18 protein-coding genes are annotated in these 15,087 nt (G+C 71.9%); 13 read left to right on the top strand and 5 right to left on the bottom strand.

Annotated features, from left to right (window positions below; translation table 11 throughout):
- The first annotated feature begins 63 nt into the window (after nt 1-63).
- Entirely contained in the window at nt 64-1,161 is a 1,098-nt protein-coding gene (locus tag ACWA15_RS18000) for an alpha/beta hydrolase (RefSeq protein WP_464057014.1), read from the top strand.
- An 18-nt stretch (nt 1,162-1,179) separates the two neighbouring features.
- Here the strand turns inward: ACWA15_RS18000 and ACWA15_RS17995 are convergent, their stop codons facing one another.
- The gene (locus tag ACWA15_RS17995) at nt 1,180-2,307 is read right to left on the bottom strand and encodes a CobW family GTP-binding protein (protein WP_464057012.1); all 1,128 of its coding nucleotides are present in this window, start codon (nt 2,305-2,307) and stop codon (nt 1,180-1,182) included.
- Between the two features lie 126 nt (nt 2,308-2,433).
- Here ACWA15_RS17995 and rpmB point away from each other — a divergent pair, with 126 nt between their 5' ends.
- The 6 genes from rpmB to rpmF are packed head-to-tail and all read left to right on the top strand — an operon-like array spanning nt 2,434 to nt 3,807.
- A complete protein-coding gene (gene rpmB / locus ACWA15_RS17990; protein WP_464057011.1) occupies nt 2,434-2,670 on the top strand; it encodes a 50S ribosomal protein L28 in 237 nt (78 codons plus the stop codon).
- Nucleotides 2,671-2,679: 9 nt separating this feature from the next.
- Nucleotides 2,680-2,850: a 50S ribosomal protein L33 gene (gene rpmG, locus ACWA15_RS17985; protein ID WP_464057010.1), complete on the top strand. Its 171-nt coding sequence runs from the start codon at nt 2,680-2,682 to the stop codon at nt 2,848-2,850.
- 1 nt (nt 2,851) lies between these two features.
- On the top strand, nt 2,852-3,157 hold the full coding sequence (gene rpsN / locus ACWA15_RS17980; RefSeq protein WP_464057008.1) for a 30S ribosomal protein S14: 306 nt from the start codon (nt 2,852-2,854) through the stop codon (nt 3,155-3,157).
- 55 nt (nt 3,158-3,212) lie between these two features.
- On the top strand, nt 3,213-3,500 hold the full coding sequence (locus ACWA15_RS17975; RefSeq protein ID WP_464057007.1) for a type B 50S ribosomal protein L31: 288 nt from the start codon (nt 3,213-3,215) through the stop codon (nt 3,498-3,500).
- Entirely contained in the window at nt 3,497-3,619 is a 123-nt protein-coding gene (gene rpmJ, locus ACWA15_RS17970; RefSeq protein ID WP_464057005.1) for a 50S ribosomal protein L36, read from the top strand. Before ACWA15_RS17975 ends, rpmJ begins: the two co-directional genes overlap by 4 nt.
- A complete protein-coding gene (rpmF, locus tag ACWA15_RS17965; protein ID WP_464057004.1) occupies nt 3,619-3,807 on the top strand; it encodes a 50S ribosomal protein L32 in 189 nt (62 codons plus the stop codon). Before rpmJ ends, rpmF begins: the two co-directional genes overlap by 1 nt.
- Here the strand turns inward: rpmF and ACWA15_RS17960 are convergent.
- On the bottom strand, nt 3,794-4,996 hold the full coding sequence (locus ACWA15_RS17960) for a class I SAM-dependent methyltransferase (RefSeq protein WP_464057003.1): 1,203 nt from the start codon (nt 4,994-4,996) through the stop codon (nt 3,794-3,796). The two genes, rpmF and ACWA15_RS17960, sit on opposite strands and share 14 nt — an antisense overlap.
- A gap of 251 nt (nt 4,997-5,247) precedes the next feature.
- Here ACWA15_RS17960 and ACWA15_RS17955 point away from each other — a divergent pair, with 251 nt between their 5' ends.
- Both ACWA15_RS17955 and ACWA15_RS17950 read left to right on the top strand, forming a co-directional pair.
- The gene (locus ACWA15_RS17955) at nt 5,248-5,532 is read left to right on the top strand and encodes an HU family DNA-binding protein (RefSeq protein ID WP_464057001.1); all 285 of its coding nucleotides are present in this window, start codon (nt 5,248-5,250) and stop codon (nt 5,530-5,532) included.
- Between the two features lie 101 nt (nt 5,533-5,633).
- Complete coding sequence (locus ACWA15_RS17950) at nt 5,634-7,013, top strand: YibE/F family protein (protein WP_464056999.1); 1,380 nt, start codon at nt 5,634-5,636, stop codon at nt 7,011-7,013.
- On the opposite strand, the gene ACWA15_RS17945 is transcribed toward ACWA15_RS17950, so the two are convergent.
- A complete protein-coding gene (locus ACWA15_RS17945) occupies nt 6,918-9,545 on the bottom strand; it encodes a lysylphosphatidylglycerol synthase transmembrane domain-containing protein (RefSeq protein ID WP_464056998.1) in 2,628 nt (875 codons plus the stop codon). The two genes, ACWA15_RS17950 and ACWA15_RS17945, sit on opposite strands and share 96 nt — an antisense overlap.
- A gap of 325 nt (nt 9,546-9,870) precedes the next feature.
- Between ACWA15_RS17945 and ACWA15_RS17940 the strand changes: the two genes are divergently transcribed.
- Entirely contained in the window at nt 9,871-10,752 is an 882-nt protein-coding gene (locus ACWA15_RS17940; protein ID WP_464056996.1) for an HdeD family acid-resistance protein, read from the top strand.
- On the opposite strand, the gene ACWA15_RS17935 is transcribed toward ACWA15_RS17940, so the two are convergent.
- Together ACWA15_RS17935 and ACWA15_RS17930 are read right to left on the bottom strand one after the other, a co-directional pair.
- On the bottom strand, nt 10,745-11,635 hold the full coding sequence (locus tag ACWA15_RS17935) for a CPBP family intramembrane glutamic endopeptidase (protein WP_464056994.1): 891 nt from the start codon (nt 11,633-11,635) through the stop codon (nt 10,745-10,747). The two genes, ACWA15_RS17940 and ACWA15_RS17935, sit on opposite strands and share 8 nt — an antisense overlap.
- Before the next feature lie 21 nt (nt 11,636-11,656).
- Nucleotides 11,657-12,355 (bottom strand): copper resistance CopC family protein, encoded by a 699-nt coding sequence (locus tag ACWA15_RS17930; RefSeq protein ID WP_464056993.1) that lies wholly within the window; start codon nt 12,353-12,355, stop codon nt 11,657-11,659.
- 585 nt (nt 12,356-12,940) lie between these two features.
- Here ACWA15_RS17930 and ACWA15_RS17925 point away from each other — a divergent pair.
- The 3 genes from ACWA15_RS17925 to ACWA15_RS17915 are packed head-to-tail and all read left to right on the top strand — an operon-like array spanning nt 12,941 to nt 15,050.
- The gene (locus tag ACWA15_RS17925) at nt 12,941-13,243 is read left to right on the top strand and encodes a transcriptional regulator (RefSeq protein ID WP_464056991.1); all 303 of its coding nucleotides are present in this window, start codon (nt 12,941-12,943) and stop codon (nt 13,241-13,243) included.
- Entirely contained in the window at nt 13,243-14,232 is a 990-nt protein-coding gene (locus tag ACWA15_RS17920; protein WP_464056990.1) for an ABC transporter ATP-binding protein, read from the top strand. The genes ACWA15_RS17925 and ACWA15_RS17920 overlap by 1 nt, the downstream gene beginning before the upstream one ends.
- Nucleotides 14,229-15,050, top strand: coding sequence for an ABC transporter permease (locus ACWA15_RS17915; RefSeq protein WP_464056989.1), 822 nt, complete (start codon nt 14,229-14,231; stop codon nt 15,048-15,050). The genes ACWA15_RS17920 and ACWA15_RS17915 overlap by 4 nt, the downstream gene beginning before the upstream one ends.
- The last annotated feature ends 37 nt before the right edge of the window (nt 15,051-15,087 follow it).

The following is a 15,087-nucleotide window of genomic DNA, read 5'->3' as shown; positions in this document are numbered from 1 at the left end:
GGTCGCGGCACTGTTCACCCGCCCCCGGAGGCGGTGCGAGGAGCGGTCCCTAGACTCGTGTCCATGCCTGTGCAGCCTGCGACCCCGCCAGTCTGCTCCGCGCCGCCCGCCCCTGCGTCCGTGGCGGTCCCGCGCTCGCGCCCGCACCCGCGCCCGCGCCCCCCGCTGGCCCGTGCCCTGGTCTGGGCGGCGGGTGGCGCCGTGGTCGTCGGTGCTGCGACCTGGGTCGCGCTCCGGATGAGCCCATGGCCCTCGGCGCTGGTCATCCGCACCGCCTTCGACAAGGGCGGGCGGCTGGCCGACGCTGCGCTCGCGGACCGCGTGCCCGACGGCGTGGGCGCCCTCCGTGACGTGTCCTACCGCGCCGAGGACTCCGACGCCGTCCTCGACGTCTACTTCCCGTCCTCCCTCGCCGACGGCGAGGCGCTCCCCACGATCGTGTGGACGCACGGCGGCGGGTGGGTCTCGGGTGCCAAGGACCACCTGTCGAGCTACGCCCAGATCCTGGCCGGACACGGATACACCGTCGTCGCGATCGACTACACGACCGCCCCCGAGGCGCGGTACCCCACCCCTGTGGTCCAGCTCGACGCGGCTCTCGGGTACCTCACCGCCAACGCCGCGGCGCTGCACGTCGATCCCACCCAGATCGTCCTCGCCGGGGACTCCGCCGGCGCGCAGATCTCTGCCCAGGTCGCTGCGCTCGTCACCAGCCCCGGCTATGCGCAGCGCATGGGGATCGCCCCGTCGATCCGGCCCGCTGCGCTCGCGGGCGTCGTGCTGCACTGCGGCCCCTACGACGTGGCCATGGCCCGCGTCGACGGGGCGTTCGGGTGGTTCATCCGGACCGTGCTGTGGGCGTACACCGGGAAGAGGAACTTCCGCGACGACGTGTCCTTCGACACCGCCTCGGTGGTCAACCACGTGACGGGTGACTTCCCGGCCGCCTACCTCACCGGCGGAGACGGGGACGGGCTCACGGTCATGGGCAAGGCCTTCCTCGTCCGGCTGGTCGAGCTGGGCGTGGAGGCGACCGGGATGTTCCCGGAGCAGCCGGAGAGCCCGCTCAGGCACGAGTATCAGTTCGACCTCTCGACCCGAGCCGGCCAGGAGGCCCTGGACGGCACGCTCGCCTTCCTCGAGGCACACACCTCGCGCTGAGCCGCACGCCGGGCCGGCTCACTCGTCTGACGCCGCGCGCTCACCCAGCCACGGGGCGAGCACGTCCTCGTGCCCCAGCCAGGCGAGCCCGCCGCCGGCCATCTCGTCCTCGGTCGCCAGCACGGCGTCGAAGACCTCGCGCAGGTGGGCGCGCTCACCACGGGCGACGCCGGTGAAGACGAGCCGGGTCAGCGGCCGCTGCCCGGCCCACACGCCGAGCTCGCCGATGTAGAGCTGCCCGCCGGCGCCGTCCCACTGGCAGATCGAGTCGGGTCGGGTCGGCACCCAGAACACACCGCGGCTGCGCACCCGCCCGGTCCCGAGCTCCTCGATGCATTCGAGGAGGCGTTCGGGGTGCAGGGGACGGGGCGAGGTGAGCTCGAGGGTCCAGGCGTGGGCACCCTCGTGCGTCGCGGCGTGGGCGTGCAGGGGGTTGCAGCGCCGCTGGGCCGCGCGGGCGTCGTGGTGCCCGGCGCTCAGGTGAGAGGCGCTGAGCTCGTGCAGGCCGTCGATGCGCCGGGAGTCGTGCGCGCGCAGATGGTCGACCAGCTCCGTCCCGCACCGGGTGCGCAGGCTGGGGACGGTGCTGCCGCCGGAGCTGGTGACCACCAGGTCGGCGTGCGCGAGGTGGCCGGCGAGCACCTCGCCGACGGCGCGCTCGTCGTCGGGCATGAGGCTGATCCCGCGCTCGGCGACGGAGTCGATGCCGAGCAGGTCCTCCTCGGCCGCGGCGATGTCCACCGCGGTCATCACCGTGGCCAGATGCATCATCGCGAGCTCGGCCCGCGGCCGGGTGGCCGCGTCGAGGGCGGTGGTCACCGGGAGCGAGTCGGCCGAGACGGGCAGCGCCAGCACGACGTCGTCCCACCGGCCGTCGGTGGCCAGGCGGCGCAGGGTGGGCAGAGCGTCTTCGCGGACGGCGCAGCTGAGGCAGGCGTGCTCGAGGTCGAGGAGCTCGTCCTCGACGACCCCGGAGTGGTCGAGGACGACCCGGTGGAGCCGGCCGCCCTCGTGGTCGATGTCGTGGCGCAGCACCACCGTGCGCGGGGAGTCGACGAGCACGGCGAAGATCGCGGTCGACCGCAGGAGCGGGTCGATCGTGGTGAGCAGGGAGAGAGGGACGGTGGGGGGCGTGGTCGGGGGCATGGTGGGCGGCTCTCTGGTTCGGGTCGAGGTGGGCGGTCCCGTCGCCGGGCCGACATGCGCACTCTATCCCTTGACGAGAATGATTATCAATACGTATAGTCGGCACCTCCGACCGAAGGAACCCTCATGTCAGCCGTCTGCCAGGTCCTTGGCACCCAGCCCGGATTCGGGCACACGATCTCCCACTCCCATGTGCGCACCAAGCGCCGCTTCAACCCCAACATCCAGAAGAAGCGCTTCCGGGTGGCGTCCCTGGGGCGCACCGTGACCCTGCGGGTCAGCGCCCGGGGGCTCAAGACCATCGACAAGCTCGGCATCGAGGTCGTCGTGGCGAGGATCCTCGCCCGCGGCGAGAAGATCTAGGAGACCACCATGGCAAGCAAGCATGTCGACCTGCGTCCCGTCATCAAGCTCCGCTCGACCGCGGGGACCGGGTTCACCTATGTCACGACCAAGAACCGCCGCACGACCCCCGACCGGCTCGTCCTCACCAAGTACGACCCCGTGGTCCGTGCCCACGTCGACTTCCGCGAGGAGCGCTGACATGGCCAAGAAGTCCATGGTCGCCCGCGACTCCCAGCGCCGCGTCGTCGTCGAGCGCTACGCCGCGCGGCGGGCTGAGCTCAAGGCCCTCATCGCCGCCCCGGGCACAGCGCCCGACGAACGCCGCGCCGCCGTCTCCGAGCTGGCCGCGCAGCCTCGCGACGCGAGCCGGACCCGGCTGCGCAACCGCGACGTGGTCGACGGCCGGCCACGCGCCGTCATCCGCAAGTTCGGCCTCTCCCGGATCCGGCTGCGCGAGATGGCGCACCGGGGCGAGCTGCCCGGCGTCACCAAGTCCAGCTGGTGACGGCGGTGCTCGCGCCCCCCGCACCGACAGTCCCACTCCCACCCAGGAGCACCCCATGAAGCACGGAATCCATCCCGCCTACCACCCGGTCGTCTTCCGCGACGCCTCAGCCGGCTTTGCCTTCCTCACCCGGTCCACGGCTACCCCCGCCGCGACGATCGTCTGGGAGGACGGCGGCACCTACCCGGTCGTCGACGTCGAGGTCTCCAGCGCCAGTCACCCCTTCTACACCGGCAGCGCGCGGGTGGTGGACACCGCAGGTCGCGTCGAGAAGTTCCGACGCCGCTACGGTTCGACCGCCGCCCAGTCGGCTGCGGCCGCAGCAGGGGAGCCTCAGCCATGAAGGTCCGCGCCTCGTTGCGCTCGCTGAAGAACAAGGACGGGTCGATCGTCGTGCGCCGCCGCGGCGTGCTCTTCGTCATCAACAAGAAGAACCCGAAGTGGAAAGGACGGCAGGGCTGATGGCGGTCCCCAAGCGGAAGATGTCCCGCTCGAACACCCGCTCCCGGCGCGCGCAGTGGAAGGCCGTGCCGGTCGCGCTCGTCCCTGTCCGCGTCGACGGGATCGTGGTGACGGTCCCGCGCCGGCTCGCACGGGCCGTGCACCGTGGGCTCATCGACCCGGCGTCGCTCCCCCTCAGGCGCGGGTGATCGTCCGGGTCACGGTGAACTTCGGGTTCTGCCCCATCATCTCGGTCGGCCCGACGACGCGGCTCAGGTCGCGCTTGTAGACGAGGTGGGAGTTGTACACCGTCCACAGCTCACCTCCCGGTCGCAGCACGCGGGCGGCGGCGTCGAACATCCGGTGCGCGGCATCGGTGTGCAGGGCCGTGCCGGAGTGGAAAGGCGGGTTGCAGACCACGAGGTCGGCCGAGTCGTCGGGGAGGGTGGACAGGGCGTCGTCGCGGAGCACCGTGACGGCGCCCTCGACCCCGTTCGCCCGCGCGGTCTCGCGCGTCGAGGCGACGGCGGCCGCTGACTGGTCGCTCGCCAGGACGTGCAGGCCGGGCCGGGCCCGGGCCAGGCTGGTCGCCAGGATCCCGGTCCCGCACCCCACGTCGATCGCCCCGGCGGCGTCGGGGGCCATCTGGTCGAGGAAGCTCAGCAGGTACCGGGTCCCGAGGTCGAGCCGGGTCCCGGCGAACACCCCGCCGTGGGCCACCACCTCGAGGTCGATCTCCCCGAGGTGCGCGCGCCGCGGGAAGGCAGGTTCCTCCGTGCGGGCGGACGGCAGCGGTGAGCGGGCGATCAGCACCCGGGACTTGTGCCGGCCCAGGCTCGCCCGGACGTCACCGAAGGAGCGGCTGAGCACCTCGTTCATCCCACGGGTCAGGTGCTTGACCCGCCCGCCCGCGTAGACCGTGACGTCCGCCGGGGCGTGCCGGGCGATGGCCTGCACCTGCTCGGTCAGCGTGTCCAGGCTCTTGGGCAGCCGGAGCAGGACCACCCGCGCCTGTCCCAGCAGCGCGGCGTCGAGCCCGAGCAGCGCGTCGTGGCGGGTGTAGGTGTCGGTGAGGCCCAACCGCTCGGCGTTGACCTCGAGCGCGCGCTCGGCGGTGATCCAGTCCTGGTGCACGACGACGCGGGCCGGGTCGGCCGCGCCGAGGGCGCAGCTGAGGGCACCCACGGTGAGGGCGCCGAAGGCGTCGTCGAGCACGACGACGCTGCCGGCAGCTCCCGGGTCTATGCCCGGGTCGAGGGACAGGTCCTCGAAGGCTTCGGTGAGCAGCAACCGGTCCACCCCGTCGACGGCGGGCAGCGCAGGGCCCTCGGTGCCGGGGAACCGGCCCAGGCCGTCCAGGCTCCGGAACAGAGCGTCGAGCTCCGGTGTGTCAGACATGACTCAAGTGTCGCCGACACCGGCACTGCCCCGCACACCGCCGCGAGATGACCCGGTTCCACGTGGATGAGGCCCCAGAACGACGAAAATTCACCCTTTTCAGCGTTGAGAGAAACCGAAACGGCCGAAATGGCGCCGTGACAGCGAATGATTACCTAGTGTTGTCCACGAAGACCGGTCACATGACTGGCAAAGTACGTCTGGTGCTGGTCAGCGACCGCTGATCGGCCCGGACCGAAGAAGGGATCCGCATGTCGCTCAACCGCACTGACCTCGTCTCGGCTATCGCCGGCAAGTCCGGTCTGACCAAGACCGACGCTGACTCTGCTCTCTCGGCCCTGCAGGAAGTTCTCATCGAGTCGCTGAGCAACGGCGAGGCCGTCAAGGTCACCGGCCTGCTCTCCGTCGAGCGCGTCGAGCGCGCCGCTCGTACCGGCCGCAACCCCCGCACCGGCGAGGAGATCCAGATCCCCGCTGGCTTCGGCGTGAAGATCTCGGCTGGAAGCCTCCTCAAGAAGGCTGTCTCCGCCAAGTGATGTGTGGCTGACCTCCGCCCTGGGCGAGGTCGGCCTGGAAGGCCCGGTCCGGGGAGCGTCTGCTTCTTGGCCGGGCCTTCGGCGTCTGGCAGGATCGCCGGGTGAGTGCACACCGAGCAGGACCCCAGCCCACCCGCCGGCCCGCCCATCGCGCTGCCGACGGCGGCGCTCACGCACACTCCCACGCACACTCCCACGGCCCGGCGCCGCGCTCGTCGCCCCGGGTGCGTCTCATCCTCGCCGCCCTGCTCGTGCCGGCCCTGCTCGCCACCGTCGTCGGACTCTTCCTCTTCTGGCCCCACGACGCCCCGGCGCGCGGCAGCATCGACACGACGGCGGACACGGCGGGCAAGGTCTACGGCACGGTCGTCGGGCCCCTCGAGGAGACCAACCTCGTCCCTGTCCTGCTCGACGACACCGACGAGCTGATCTCCGTCCACATGCCGCCGGAGTACATGGAGACCGGCGTGGGGATGGGGGACCGGCTGAAGATCCTGCACATCCCGCAGGCGGCGGCGTCGGGCAGCGAGTACGTGTTCATGGACTTCGTCCGCGGCGTCCCGATCGGCTTCCTCGCGATCGCCTACGCCGGAGTGGTGCTGGCGGTCGCCCGCTGGCGCGGGCTGGCTGCCCTCGCCGGGCTGGGCATCTCCTTCGGGGTCGTGGTGGCCTTCACTCTCCCCGCCCTGCTCGTGGGGACCAACGCGATCGCCGTCGCCCTGCTGACCTCCACGACCGTCATGTTCGTGGTGCTCTACCTCGCGCACGGCTTCAACGCGCGGACCTCGACCGCGCTGCTGGGCACGCTGATCGGTCTGGTGATCACTGCCCTGCTCGCGGGGTGGGCGGTCGACGCCGCGAACATCGCCGGGCTCGCCGACGAGTACTCCCTCATGCTCCCCGCCTACGCCCCGGAGGTGAACATCCGCGGGATCGTGCTCTGCGGGATCGTGCTGGCCGGGCTCGGTGTGCTCAACGACGTGACCATCACCCAGGCCTCGGCCGTGTGGGAGCTGCGTGCGGTGAGCCCGGGGATGAGCCGGTACGAGCTGTTCAGCCGCAGCATGCGGATCGGCCGCGACCACATCGCCTCGACCGTCTACACGATCGCCTTCGCCTACCTCGGTGCCGCGCTGCCGATGCTGCTCATGGTGTCGATGATCAACATGAGCCTGGGGGAGACGCTCACCTCGGGGGAGATCGCCGAGGAGGTCGTACGCACGCTCGTCGGGTCGATCGGCCTGGTGCTGGCGATCCCGATCACGACGGCGATCGCGGCGGTCACCGTCGGCGCCCACGACTCCCTCGCGGCGACCGCGCACCTTGCCCCGGACGGGCCGGTCGGGCCGGACCGGCCTGCGGACGGGGCGCCGCTGGACGATCGGCTAGAGGTCCCCCTGGTTCTGCAGGTAGCGCATGGCCAGCCAGCCGAGCGGGATGCGGCACCAGAACGTCACGACGCGGAAGAGGATCACCGCTGAGGTCGCGATCGGACCGGGCACCCCTGCGGTCGTCGTCAGGCCGGTGACCAGCGCGAACTCGATCGCACCGAGGCCGCCGGGCGTCGGGACCATCGCTCCGGCGGTGTTGCCGATGAGGAAGACGACCGCGACGTCGATCAGCGAGACGTTCTGCCCGAAGGCCGCCAGGGCGGCGTCGAAGGCGAACACGTACCCCAGGGTCATCACGGCGTTCCCGGTCAGCCCGACGGCGAACCGCCAGGGCTCACCGAGGATCTCCGAGAGCCGGGGCCAGACCTGCTTGTAGAGGGGCTCGATCTTGGACCGCACCCACCGGCGCACCCACGGCACCACGAACGCCGAGGCGACCACGAGCCCGAGGATCACCACGGCCGCGAGCACCGTGGCCGACGGCAGGCTGCGCAGCACCCCGCCGTCCCGGGTCACCACCGACAGCAGCACGAGCAGCAGCACGGTCACGATGAACTGGGAGACCTGGACGAGGGCGACCGTGGCGACCGCGAGCGACGTCGCGACGCCCCGCCGGGTGAGCATCCGCAGGTTGAGCGCCGCCGGGCCGATCCCGGCCGGGGCGGCGAGCGCGACGAAGGAGGAGGCAGCCTGGACCAGGGTCGCCCGGACCACCGACAGCTTGACCGGGGAGAAGGCGACGAAGGTGATCGCGGCGCCGACCCAGGTGAGCAGGCCGAGGACGAAGGAGACGGCCACCCACCACGGCTCCGCGCTGACGACAGCGTCCTTGATCTCGGTGAAGTTGATCGTGGTGACCACCACGGAGATGGCGACGATCGTCAGGACGAGGGTGATGATGGTGCGGGCACCGAAGCGGATCAGGCGGATCGGCTCGACGTCGACCTCGGGCAGCTGGGCGACCAGCGCCCTGCGCAGCTCGGTGATCACCTCTTTCTGCGTGCGGACCTGCTCGCGGGTGCTCGCGGGCAGCGCGACGACCTGCAGCAGCGGGCCGATCGCGCCGACGTGCTCGGCGGAGTGCACGGTGAGCGCCGAGGCGACGGCGCGGTCCGCGCCGACCCGCAGCGCGAGCAGCGCGAGCATCTGGGTGAGGTCGACCCGGCGGGCCAGCGACGAGGACGCGACGTCGCCGGACTCCCAGCCGGTCAGCCAGACCTCGGGGTCCCCGGTCTCGCCGGTGCCCAGCAGGAGCACGTCCGACGTCAGGGACCGGTGCGCCAGCCCGGCCGCATGCGCGATCTCGAGCTGGGCCCAGGCGTCGCGCAGGACCGCGTCGCTGAGCTGCTCGTCGGGGATGTCACGCAGCGGGCGGCAGCCCACCGCGTGCTGCTGGATGAGCAGCATGGAGTCGTCGGCTTCCGCGATGCCCTCGAGGGTGGGGGTGCGCACCCCGGCGGCCTGGGCCGCATAGGCGAGCAGCGCTGCGCGCTCGGCGACGGCGCGCAACGAGATCGCGGACCGGCCGTCGATCCCGCGCATGCGCAGGGACCGCCACATCCGGGTGAGGATGCCGATGACCTGGCGGTCGCCGTCGAGCACGACGACGTCGAGGCGGGGCCCGTCGACCTGGGACAGGGCGTAGACACGGTTGTCGGAGGCGCGGGTGATGGCCAGGGTGGACGGCACGGAGGCGAGGTCGGAGGCGGCCAGGTCGGAGGCGGTCAGCAGGTCCTGGGCGGACGGCGGCACGACCGAGACCGCGGCTGCGGCCTGCGTCATCTCGTCGGCGACGTCGCGGACCCGCACGAGCGCGACGGGGAAGAATCCGGCGCGCCGGACCGCGGCGACGAGGGCGACGCCGTAGGCGCGCTCGCTCTGCACCCCGGCGGCATATCGCACGGCGAGCCCGGACACCCGACCCAGCAGCAGGGTGAAGAGCACACCGGGCAGGGAGACCTGGCCGGTGATGAGGACGACCCCGAGGGACACCCACAGCAGGTTCCAGGAGTAGCCGACGGTGCGGCGTCGGGTCCGCGGCCCGGAGGCGGTGAGCAGGCCGGTGATGCCGGCCACGTAGCCGGGGATGGTCAGCGTGAGGACGCCGCGGATCGGCACCGACATGCCGTCGATGAGGTCCTGAGAACCCCACGTGACGATGGCCCAGGTCGCCAGGGCTGCCAGCGCGAGGCCGACGACGAGGCCCGCGATGCACTCGACCACCTGGCGGCCCATCCGCCGCAGGGCGATCTCGGTGAGGACGGCGACCGGCACCACGAGGGTGACCAGGCCCTCGAGCACAGCGACCGGCAGGAACAGCACCCGCGCCAGGATCGAGGAGAAGTTCTGCACGTCCGACTGCACACCCTCGGTCGTGCCGTGCGCATAGACCGCGAGCACGAGGACGAGGATCGCGCCGAGACCGGCGAGCACGAGCGCGAGCAGGTCGCGGGGCTGGCGCACCCGGTCCAGCGGGGTGTCGACGACGAGCACCTTGGGGGGCGTCTCGGCGCCCGGCGTCACCCCGAGGCCACCGGCGGCCAGGACGGGTGACTGGGATCCGGAGAAGTGGTAGGAGCCGACGTCGTGCACCGCCGCGGTGGTGCGTGGGACGTTGGACATGACTGTGATTCTAGAGGTGTGGTCCGCTGGTGCCCAAGGTGGGCTTGGCGAGTCGGTCACAGATGCGTAACCGCTGGCTGGGCGACCGTGGGCGGGCGACCCTGCCTGGGCGACGGCGGGCGGGCGAACCTAGGATGGCCGGGAGCGCGGAGACCACCCGCGCACGGTTCAGACGGGGTGGACGATGGCGCAGGGTACGAGCAGGAGAATCGGAACGAACGGCAACGGGGGTGGCGGGTCGCCGTCACCGGAAGCTGCAGGGCAGGGGTCCACGCCGGCTGGGGGAGCCCCTGCTGGGGACTCGGCGGTGAAGGTGTCGCGGAACATGTGGCGGATGCCTCTGCTGCGCGGGCTCGCGCTGCTCGCCCTCGGTGTGCTGCTGCTGGTCGAGCCGTTGAGCGGCCTGCAGAACCTCATCTACCTGTTCAGCGCCTTCCTGCTGCTCGACGGGATCCTCGCCGCGGCGCAAGGGGTGCTCAACCGCGACCAGGTCGGCTGGAAGTGGTGGCTCGTCCAGGGCGGCGTCGATGCGGCGTTCGCCGTGGTGATCATCACCTGGCCGGGCAGCACTGCCCTCGTGCTCTTCTACGTGCTCATCGTCTGGGCCCTGGTGCTCGGGGTCGTGGCGATCATCGGTGGGGTCTCCCTGCTCCGCAACCGCGACCTGGGGTGGTCGTGGCTGCTGACCACCGGGCTGATCTCGGCCCTCTTCGGGGTCATGCTCGTCACTCGTGCCCAGACCGCCGGGAGCATCCTCGACCTGGTGGTCGTGGTGTTCGGCCTCTACGCCTTCGTCCTGGGTGCGGTGCACATCGTGTCGACCTTCTCCATGCGGTGGGTCGCCCAGGAGATCGACCGGGCGCTCGCCGGCCAGAGCCTCGTGGTGTCCGGGGTCGGCGACCGCCGCGAAGCCGCCCGGCAGTCCGCCGTGACCCGGTCCGACGAGCGCAAGGCCGCGAAGGCGCACGCCAAGAACGGGGTGGTGGTGCTCGAGGACTCTGACGATGAGGCCCGGTCCGCAGCCCCCGTCGCAGCCTATGACCAGGCGCTCGACGACGAGCGTTCCGCGCTCGCCTTCCCCGACACACCGGGGGTCGTGATGCCGCCGGTGATGCCGCCCTCCCAGCCGGTCGCCCAGCCGGACGCCCCGCCGTTCGTGGAGGAAGGCGACCCCGAGGACAGGGACGCTCCCGGACCGGTCAGGTGAAGCCGAGCGCGCTCCGCCAGGAGTCCGGCATGACCGTGTAGCCCACGAAGGCGACCACGTCGAGGATGGTGTGCGCGATGATCAGGGGCATGACGCGGCGTCGGCCCCATCGCGACTGGTAGAACCAGGCGAAGAGGACCCCCATGACGACGTTGCCCAGGAACGGGCCGTACCCCTGGTAGAGGTGGTACGACCCGCGCAGCAGCGAGCTCGCCACGATGATCTTCACCGCACCCCACCGCAGGTCCTCAAGACGCTCGGTGAGGTAGGCCACGACGATGATCTCCTCGAGCAGCCCGTTCTGCAGGGCTGCGACCACGAGGATCGGGATGGTCCACCAGTGCGAGTCCAACGCTGCGGCCTGCACCTCCACGGTGATGCCGATCGCTCGGCCGGTGACGTAGAGGCCCAGGCCGGGGATGCCGATCACGGCCGCCAGCGCGACGCCGTAGCCCATGTCGCGCACGGGGCTGGCGGCGTCCAGCCCGATCCTGCGGAGCGTGCCCTTGCCTCGGGCGGAGAGCAGATAGAGGGCGAGGGCGACCGGCATGAGCGCGAAGCCGATCGAGAGCACCTGGTAGGTGAGGTCGAGCAGCGGGCGCGGCGACTGGCTCGCGTTGAGCGTGGCGGACTGGTCGCTCAGCGACGGCCCCGCGGTGAGCCGGCCGATGATGTTCACGACCGCGTACACCCCGGACCGGCCGAGGCTCAGTCCGAGCAGGATCCAGATCTCCACCCCGATCCGCCGCCGCTCGTACCGGGTCAGCGGGGCCACGGTCGTCGGGCTTGCTGCGGGATCGGTGGCCTGGGTCGCGGGCGCGACGGGTCGGGTCGCGGATCCGACGGGCCTGTCGGGCGGTGCGGGCGGCGCGGCGTCGGTCATCCTCTGGTTATAGCAGGACGGTCAGTCCTTGCGACCGCGGCGCTTCGAGATGATCGTGATGGCGATCCCGGCCGCGAGCCCGAGGAGGGCGCCGATGATGATCCCGGCCCACGGCAGTCCGTCCTGCTCCGGAGCCGGCTCGGTCGCCTTGATCGGGGTGGGTGTCTCGTCGGTCGTCGGCTCCGCGGTGGCGGTCTCGTCGGCCGGGGTGGTCGCCGCGGCTGCCTCCGCTGCTGCGGCCTCCGCCTCGGCGGCCGCTGCTGCGGCAGCCTCAGCTTCGGCCACCTCGGCAGCGGGGTCGGCCACCGTGAAGGCGAAGGTGCCCTCGATCGGGTGGCTGTCGGAGGACACCGCCCGCCAGGTGACGGTGTACGCACCGTTGGCGAGCGGGTCGGGGAGGGCGAGCGTGGCGGTCGGACCAACGACGGCCGGTGCGCCCGAGGTGACCGCGACGCCGGTGGAGTCAGTCACGACGACCTGCCCGCCGATCTCGGAGAGGTCGTTGTTGAAGGTGAGCGTGACCTGGGTCGGGCTGGTGGCGAGCTGAGCGCCGTCGGCCGGGTCGCTCGAGACGAGGGCGTCGTGCGCGGCGGCCGGGGTAGCCAGGAGCACCCAGGACACCCCGACGGCCATCAGCACGGCTGTGATCAGCGCGACGACCAGCGTGCCAGTGGCGAGTCGGGCACGCGCGGGGACCAGGAGAGCACCAGAGAAAGTCACCCGCCCACCCTAGCCCGCCTTCCACCCGGGCCCGCCCCTCCACCCGCTCCTCGGTCCGCCCTCCGCCCGCCCTCCGCTCGCCCTCCGTCCGCCCTCCGCTCGCCCTCCGCCCGCCCTCCGCTCGCCCTCCGCTCGCCCTCCGCTCGCCCTCCCGACTGGGTCGTCTATTCCGCTCCAGGTCGTCCATCCAGATGGACGATGCCGCGCCAAACAGACGACCTGCCGGGGTGGTCGAACCTCGCCCGCCCAGCCGGCTGGACTCCGACAGCCGCACCTGTCCGCATGCCGGGCCCGCGCAGGCCCGCGCCGGCCCGGCCCGCTCCCTGAGCTCGCCTGGCTCGTCTGTTTGGCGCGGGATCGTCTATCCAGATGGACGACCCCGTGCGGAATGGACGACCTGGCCGGACGGATCAGGTCAGGTGGTGCAGTCTGGGGCGCCGGACCGGGCGCCGGACCGGGCGCCGGACTGGGCGCCGGACCGGGCGCCGGACCGGAAGGCACGGCAGGGCGCAGGGTGGGGCTTGTGGCCGGGGAACGACGGTGTGAGACTGGCAGAGTAGTTTGTTCCGCAAACTAGAGGGCTTCATGAGCACCGACCAGCTCGACCCCGTGATCCACGCACAGTCCCGGCTCCGGGTGGTCGTGGTCCTTGCGACGCTGCGCGCCGGGGACCGGATCGCCTTCCCGCGGCTCCAGGAGCTGCTCGAGATGACAGCCGGGAACCTCTCCACCCACCTGGCCAGGCTCGAGGACGCCGAATACGTCCTCGTCTCCAAGACCCACGAGGGCCGCAGACCCGCCACCTACGTCGAGCTCTCCCCGCACGGACGGCTCGCCTTCGAGACCTACTCCGCCGCCCTGACCGCCCTCCTGAGAGGCGCCACCTGATGCCCGCCCCCACCGCCCCCGCTGCCCCCACCGCACCCGTGGTCTCCCTCGCCGGGGTGACCCGCCGCTTCAACGACGTCGTCGCCCTCCGCGACGTCTCCCTCGACATCGATGCCGGTGAGCTCGTGGGTATCCTCGGCCCCAACGGCGCCGGGAAGTCCACCTTGCTCTCCCTCGTGTCCGGTCAGCGCAGGCCGGACAGCGGGACGGTGCGGCTGTGCGGCCAGGACCCGCGGCTCACCGCCGCGCGCGCCACCCTGGGACTGACTCCGCAGGAGACCGGCCTGCCCGCGACCCTCAAGGTCCGCGAGGTCGTCGACTTCGTCGCCGGCCACTACACCGACCCCGTGCCCACGGGCGAGCTGCTCGAGCAGTTCGGCCTCACCGACCTCGCCGGCCGCCAGACCGGCGGGATGTCCGGCGGCCAGAAGCGCCGCCTCGCCGTCGCGCTCTCCCTGGTCGGGCGGCCGTCGGTGATCCTCCTCGACGAGCCGACGACGGGGCTCGACGTCGGAGGCCGCCAGGCCCTGTGGTCGGCGATCCGCCAGTACCACGCCGAGGGCGGCACGGTGCTGCTGACCAGCCACTACCTCGAGGAGGTCCAGGCGCTCGCGCACCGGGTCGTCATCATCGACGAGGGCGTGGTCCGTGCGGACGACACCATGGCGGACATCCTCCAACAGGTCGGTCTGCGCCGCGTCGTCCTGCACAGCCCCGACCTCCCAGCGCCCGACGCCGTGCCCACCCGGCTCCCTGGGGTGGTCCGCGCGACCCGGACCGGCGACCGCTACGAGCTCTTCACGCCCGACGCCGACGCGCTCGTCCGCGCGCTCGTCACCTCCGGGCTGGGCTTCCACGGGCTCGAGGTCCGCGGGGCCACCCTCGAGGAAGCCTTCCAGGAGATGGTCACCCACCAGCCGGGCGACCTGCTGAGACCTCCGCCCACGCCGGTCCGGCCGGCGACCGACCCCGAGGCAGGTGCGCGATGAGCGTCTCACCGATCCCACAGACCCCACCGACCACGCGACCTGCCCGACCTGCTCGCTCAGGCGCGCCGTCGGGCACGCGGCTGGCCTGGCTGCACCTGAAGTACCAGTTCCTGGAGACGGTCCGGGTGCCCATCGCGGTGCTGGGGAACCTGCTGTTCCCGGCGCTGGCGATGTTCTTCTTCGTCGTGCCGCAGGAGGAGGTTGCGGGGGACCCGGTCCTGGCGACCATGGCCGTGGCGTCGCTGGGGATGTTCGCGATCTGCTCCGCGAGCCTGTTCACCTACGGGCTGGGTGTCGCGGAGGACCGCGCACTGCCCTTCGACCCGTTCCTGCGCTCCCTGCCGGCCGGGCCGACGCCGCGGATGGTCGCCCGGGTGCTCAACGGCGCGGTCTTCTCGCTCTTCGGCGTGGTGCCGCTGGTGCTCATCGGGTGGCTGTTCACCGAGGCGAGCGTGACGGCCCGGCAGCTGGTCTCCGGGGTCGGGATCCTGCTCGTCGTCTCGGTGCCGTTCGTCCTGCTGGGGATGGCGATCGGGTATTCGCTCACCGCCAAGGCCGCGCTGCCGGTGGTTCAGGTCATCCTGTTCCCGTTGGCCTTTGCCGGCGGGCTGTTCATGCCGCCGATGTTCTTCCCGCCGTGGCTCGCGACGATCTCCCAGGCGACCCCGACCCGGGCCGCCCGGGACCTCCTCGTCGGAGCGCTCACCGGCGAGGAGGTCTACGCCCTCGCCTGGCCCGTGCTGCTCGGCTGGACCGCCCTGTTCGCGGTCCTCGCGGTGACCGCCTACCGCCGCGACGAGGGCCGCCGCTTCAAGTAGCCCGAGGACGGCGACAGGTGCACGCCGTCCGCCCTGT

This window comes from Sanguibacter sp. TS_SC_8, from assembly GCF_055361235.1.
Note: the sequence above shows the minus strand (reverse complement) of the source record. Positions and strands in the feature narration are given on the sequence as shown.

Coding starts and splice junctions, on each gene's coding strand:
- ACWA15_RS17975 (WP_464057007.1), top strand. CDS start 3,213: ATGAAGCACGGAATCCATCCCGCCTACCACCCGGTCGTCTTCCGCGAC.
- ACWA15_RS17925 (WP_464056991.1), top strand. CDS start 12,941: ATGAGCACCGACCAGCTCGACCCCGTGATCCACGCACAGTCCCGGCTC.
- ACWA15_RS18000 (WP_464057014.1), top strand. CDS start 64: ATGCCTGTGCAGCCTGCGACCCCGCCAGTCTGCTCCGCGCCGCCCGCC.
- ACWA15_RS17945 (WP_464056998.1), bottom strand. CDS start 9,545: ATGTCCAACGTCCCACGCACCACCGCGGCGGTGCACGACGTCGGCTCC.
- ACWA15_RS17940 (WP_464056996.1), top strand. CDS start 9,871: ATGTGGCGGATGCCTCTGCTGCGCGGGCTCGCGCTGCTCGCCCTCGGT.
- rpmB (WP_464057011.1), top strand. CDS start 2,434: ATGTCAGCCGTCTGCCAGGTCCTTGGCACCCAGCCCGGATTCGGGCAC.
- ACWA15_RS17960 (WP_464057003.1), bottom strand. CDS start 4,996: ATGTCTGACACACCGGAGCTCGACGCTCTGTTCCGGAGCCTGGACGGC.
- ACWA15_RS17955 (WP_464057001.1), top strand. CDS start 5,248: ATGTCGCTCAACCGCACTGACCTCGTCTCGGCTATCGCCGGCAAGTCC.
- rpmF (WP_464057004.1), top strand. CDS start 3,619: ATGGCGGTCCCCAAGCGGAAGATGTCCCGCTCGAACACCCGCTCCCGG.
- ACWA15_RS17935 (WP_464056994.1), bottom strand. CDS start 11,635: ATGACCGACGCCGCGCCGCCCGCACCGCCCGACAGGCCCGTCGGATCC.
- ACWA15_RS17920 (WP_464056990.1), top strand. CDS start 13,243: ATGCCCGCCCCCACCGCCCCCGCTGCCCCCACCGCACCCGTGGTCTCC.
- rpmJ (WP_464057005.1), top strand. CDS start 3,497: ATGAAGGTCCGCGCCTCGTTGCGCTCGCTGAAGAACAAGGACGGGTCG.
- rpmG (WP_464057010.1), top strand. CDS start 2,680: ATGGCAAGCAAGCATGTCGACCTGCGTCCCGTCATCAAGCTCCGCTCG.
- ACWA15_RS17915 (WP_464056989.1), top strand. CDS start 14,229: ATGAGCGTCTCACCGATCCCACAGACCCCACCGACCACGCGACCTGCC.
- ACWA15_RS17995 (WP_464057012.1), bottom strand. CDS start 2,307: ATGCCCCCGACCACGCCCCCCACCGTCCCTCTCTCCCTGCTCACCACG.
- rpsN (WP_464057008.1), top strand. CDS start 2,852: ATGGCCAAGAAGTCCATGGTCGCCCGCGACTCCCAGCGCCGCGTCGTC.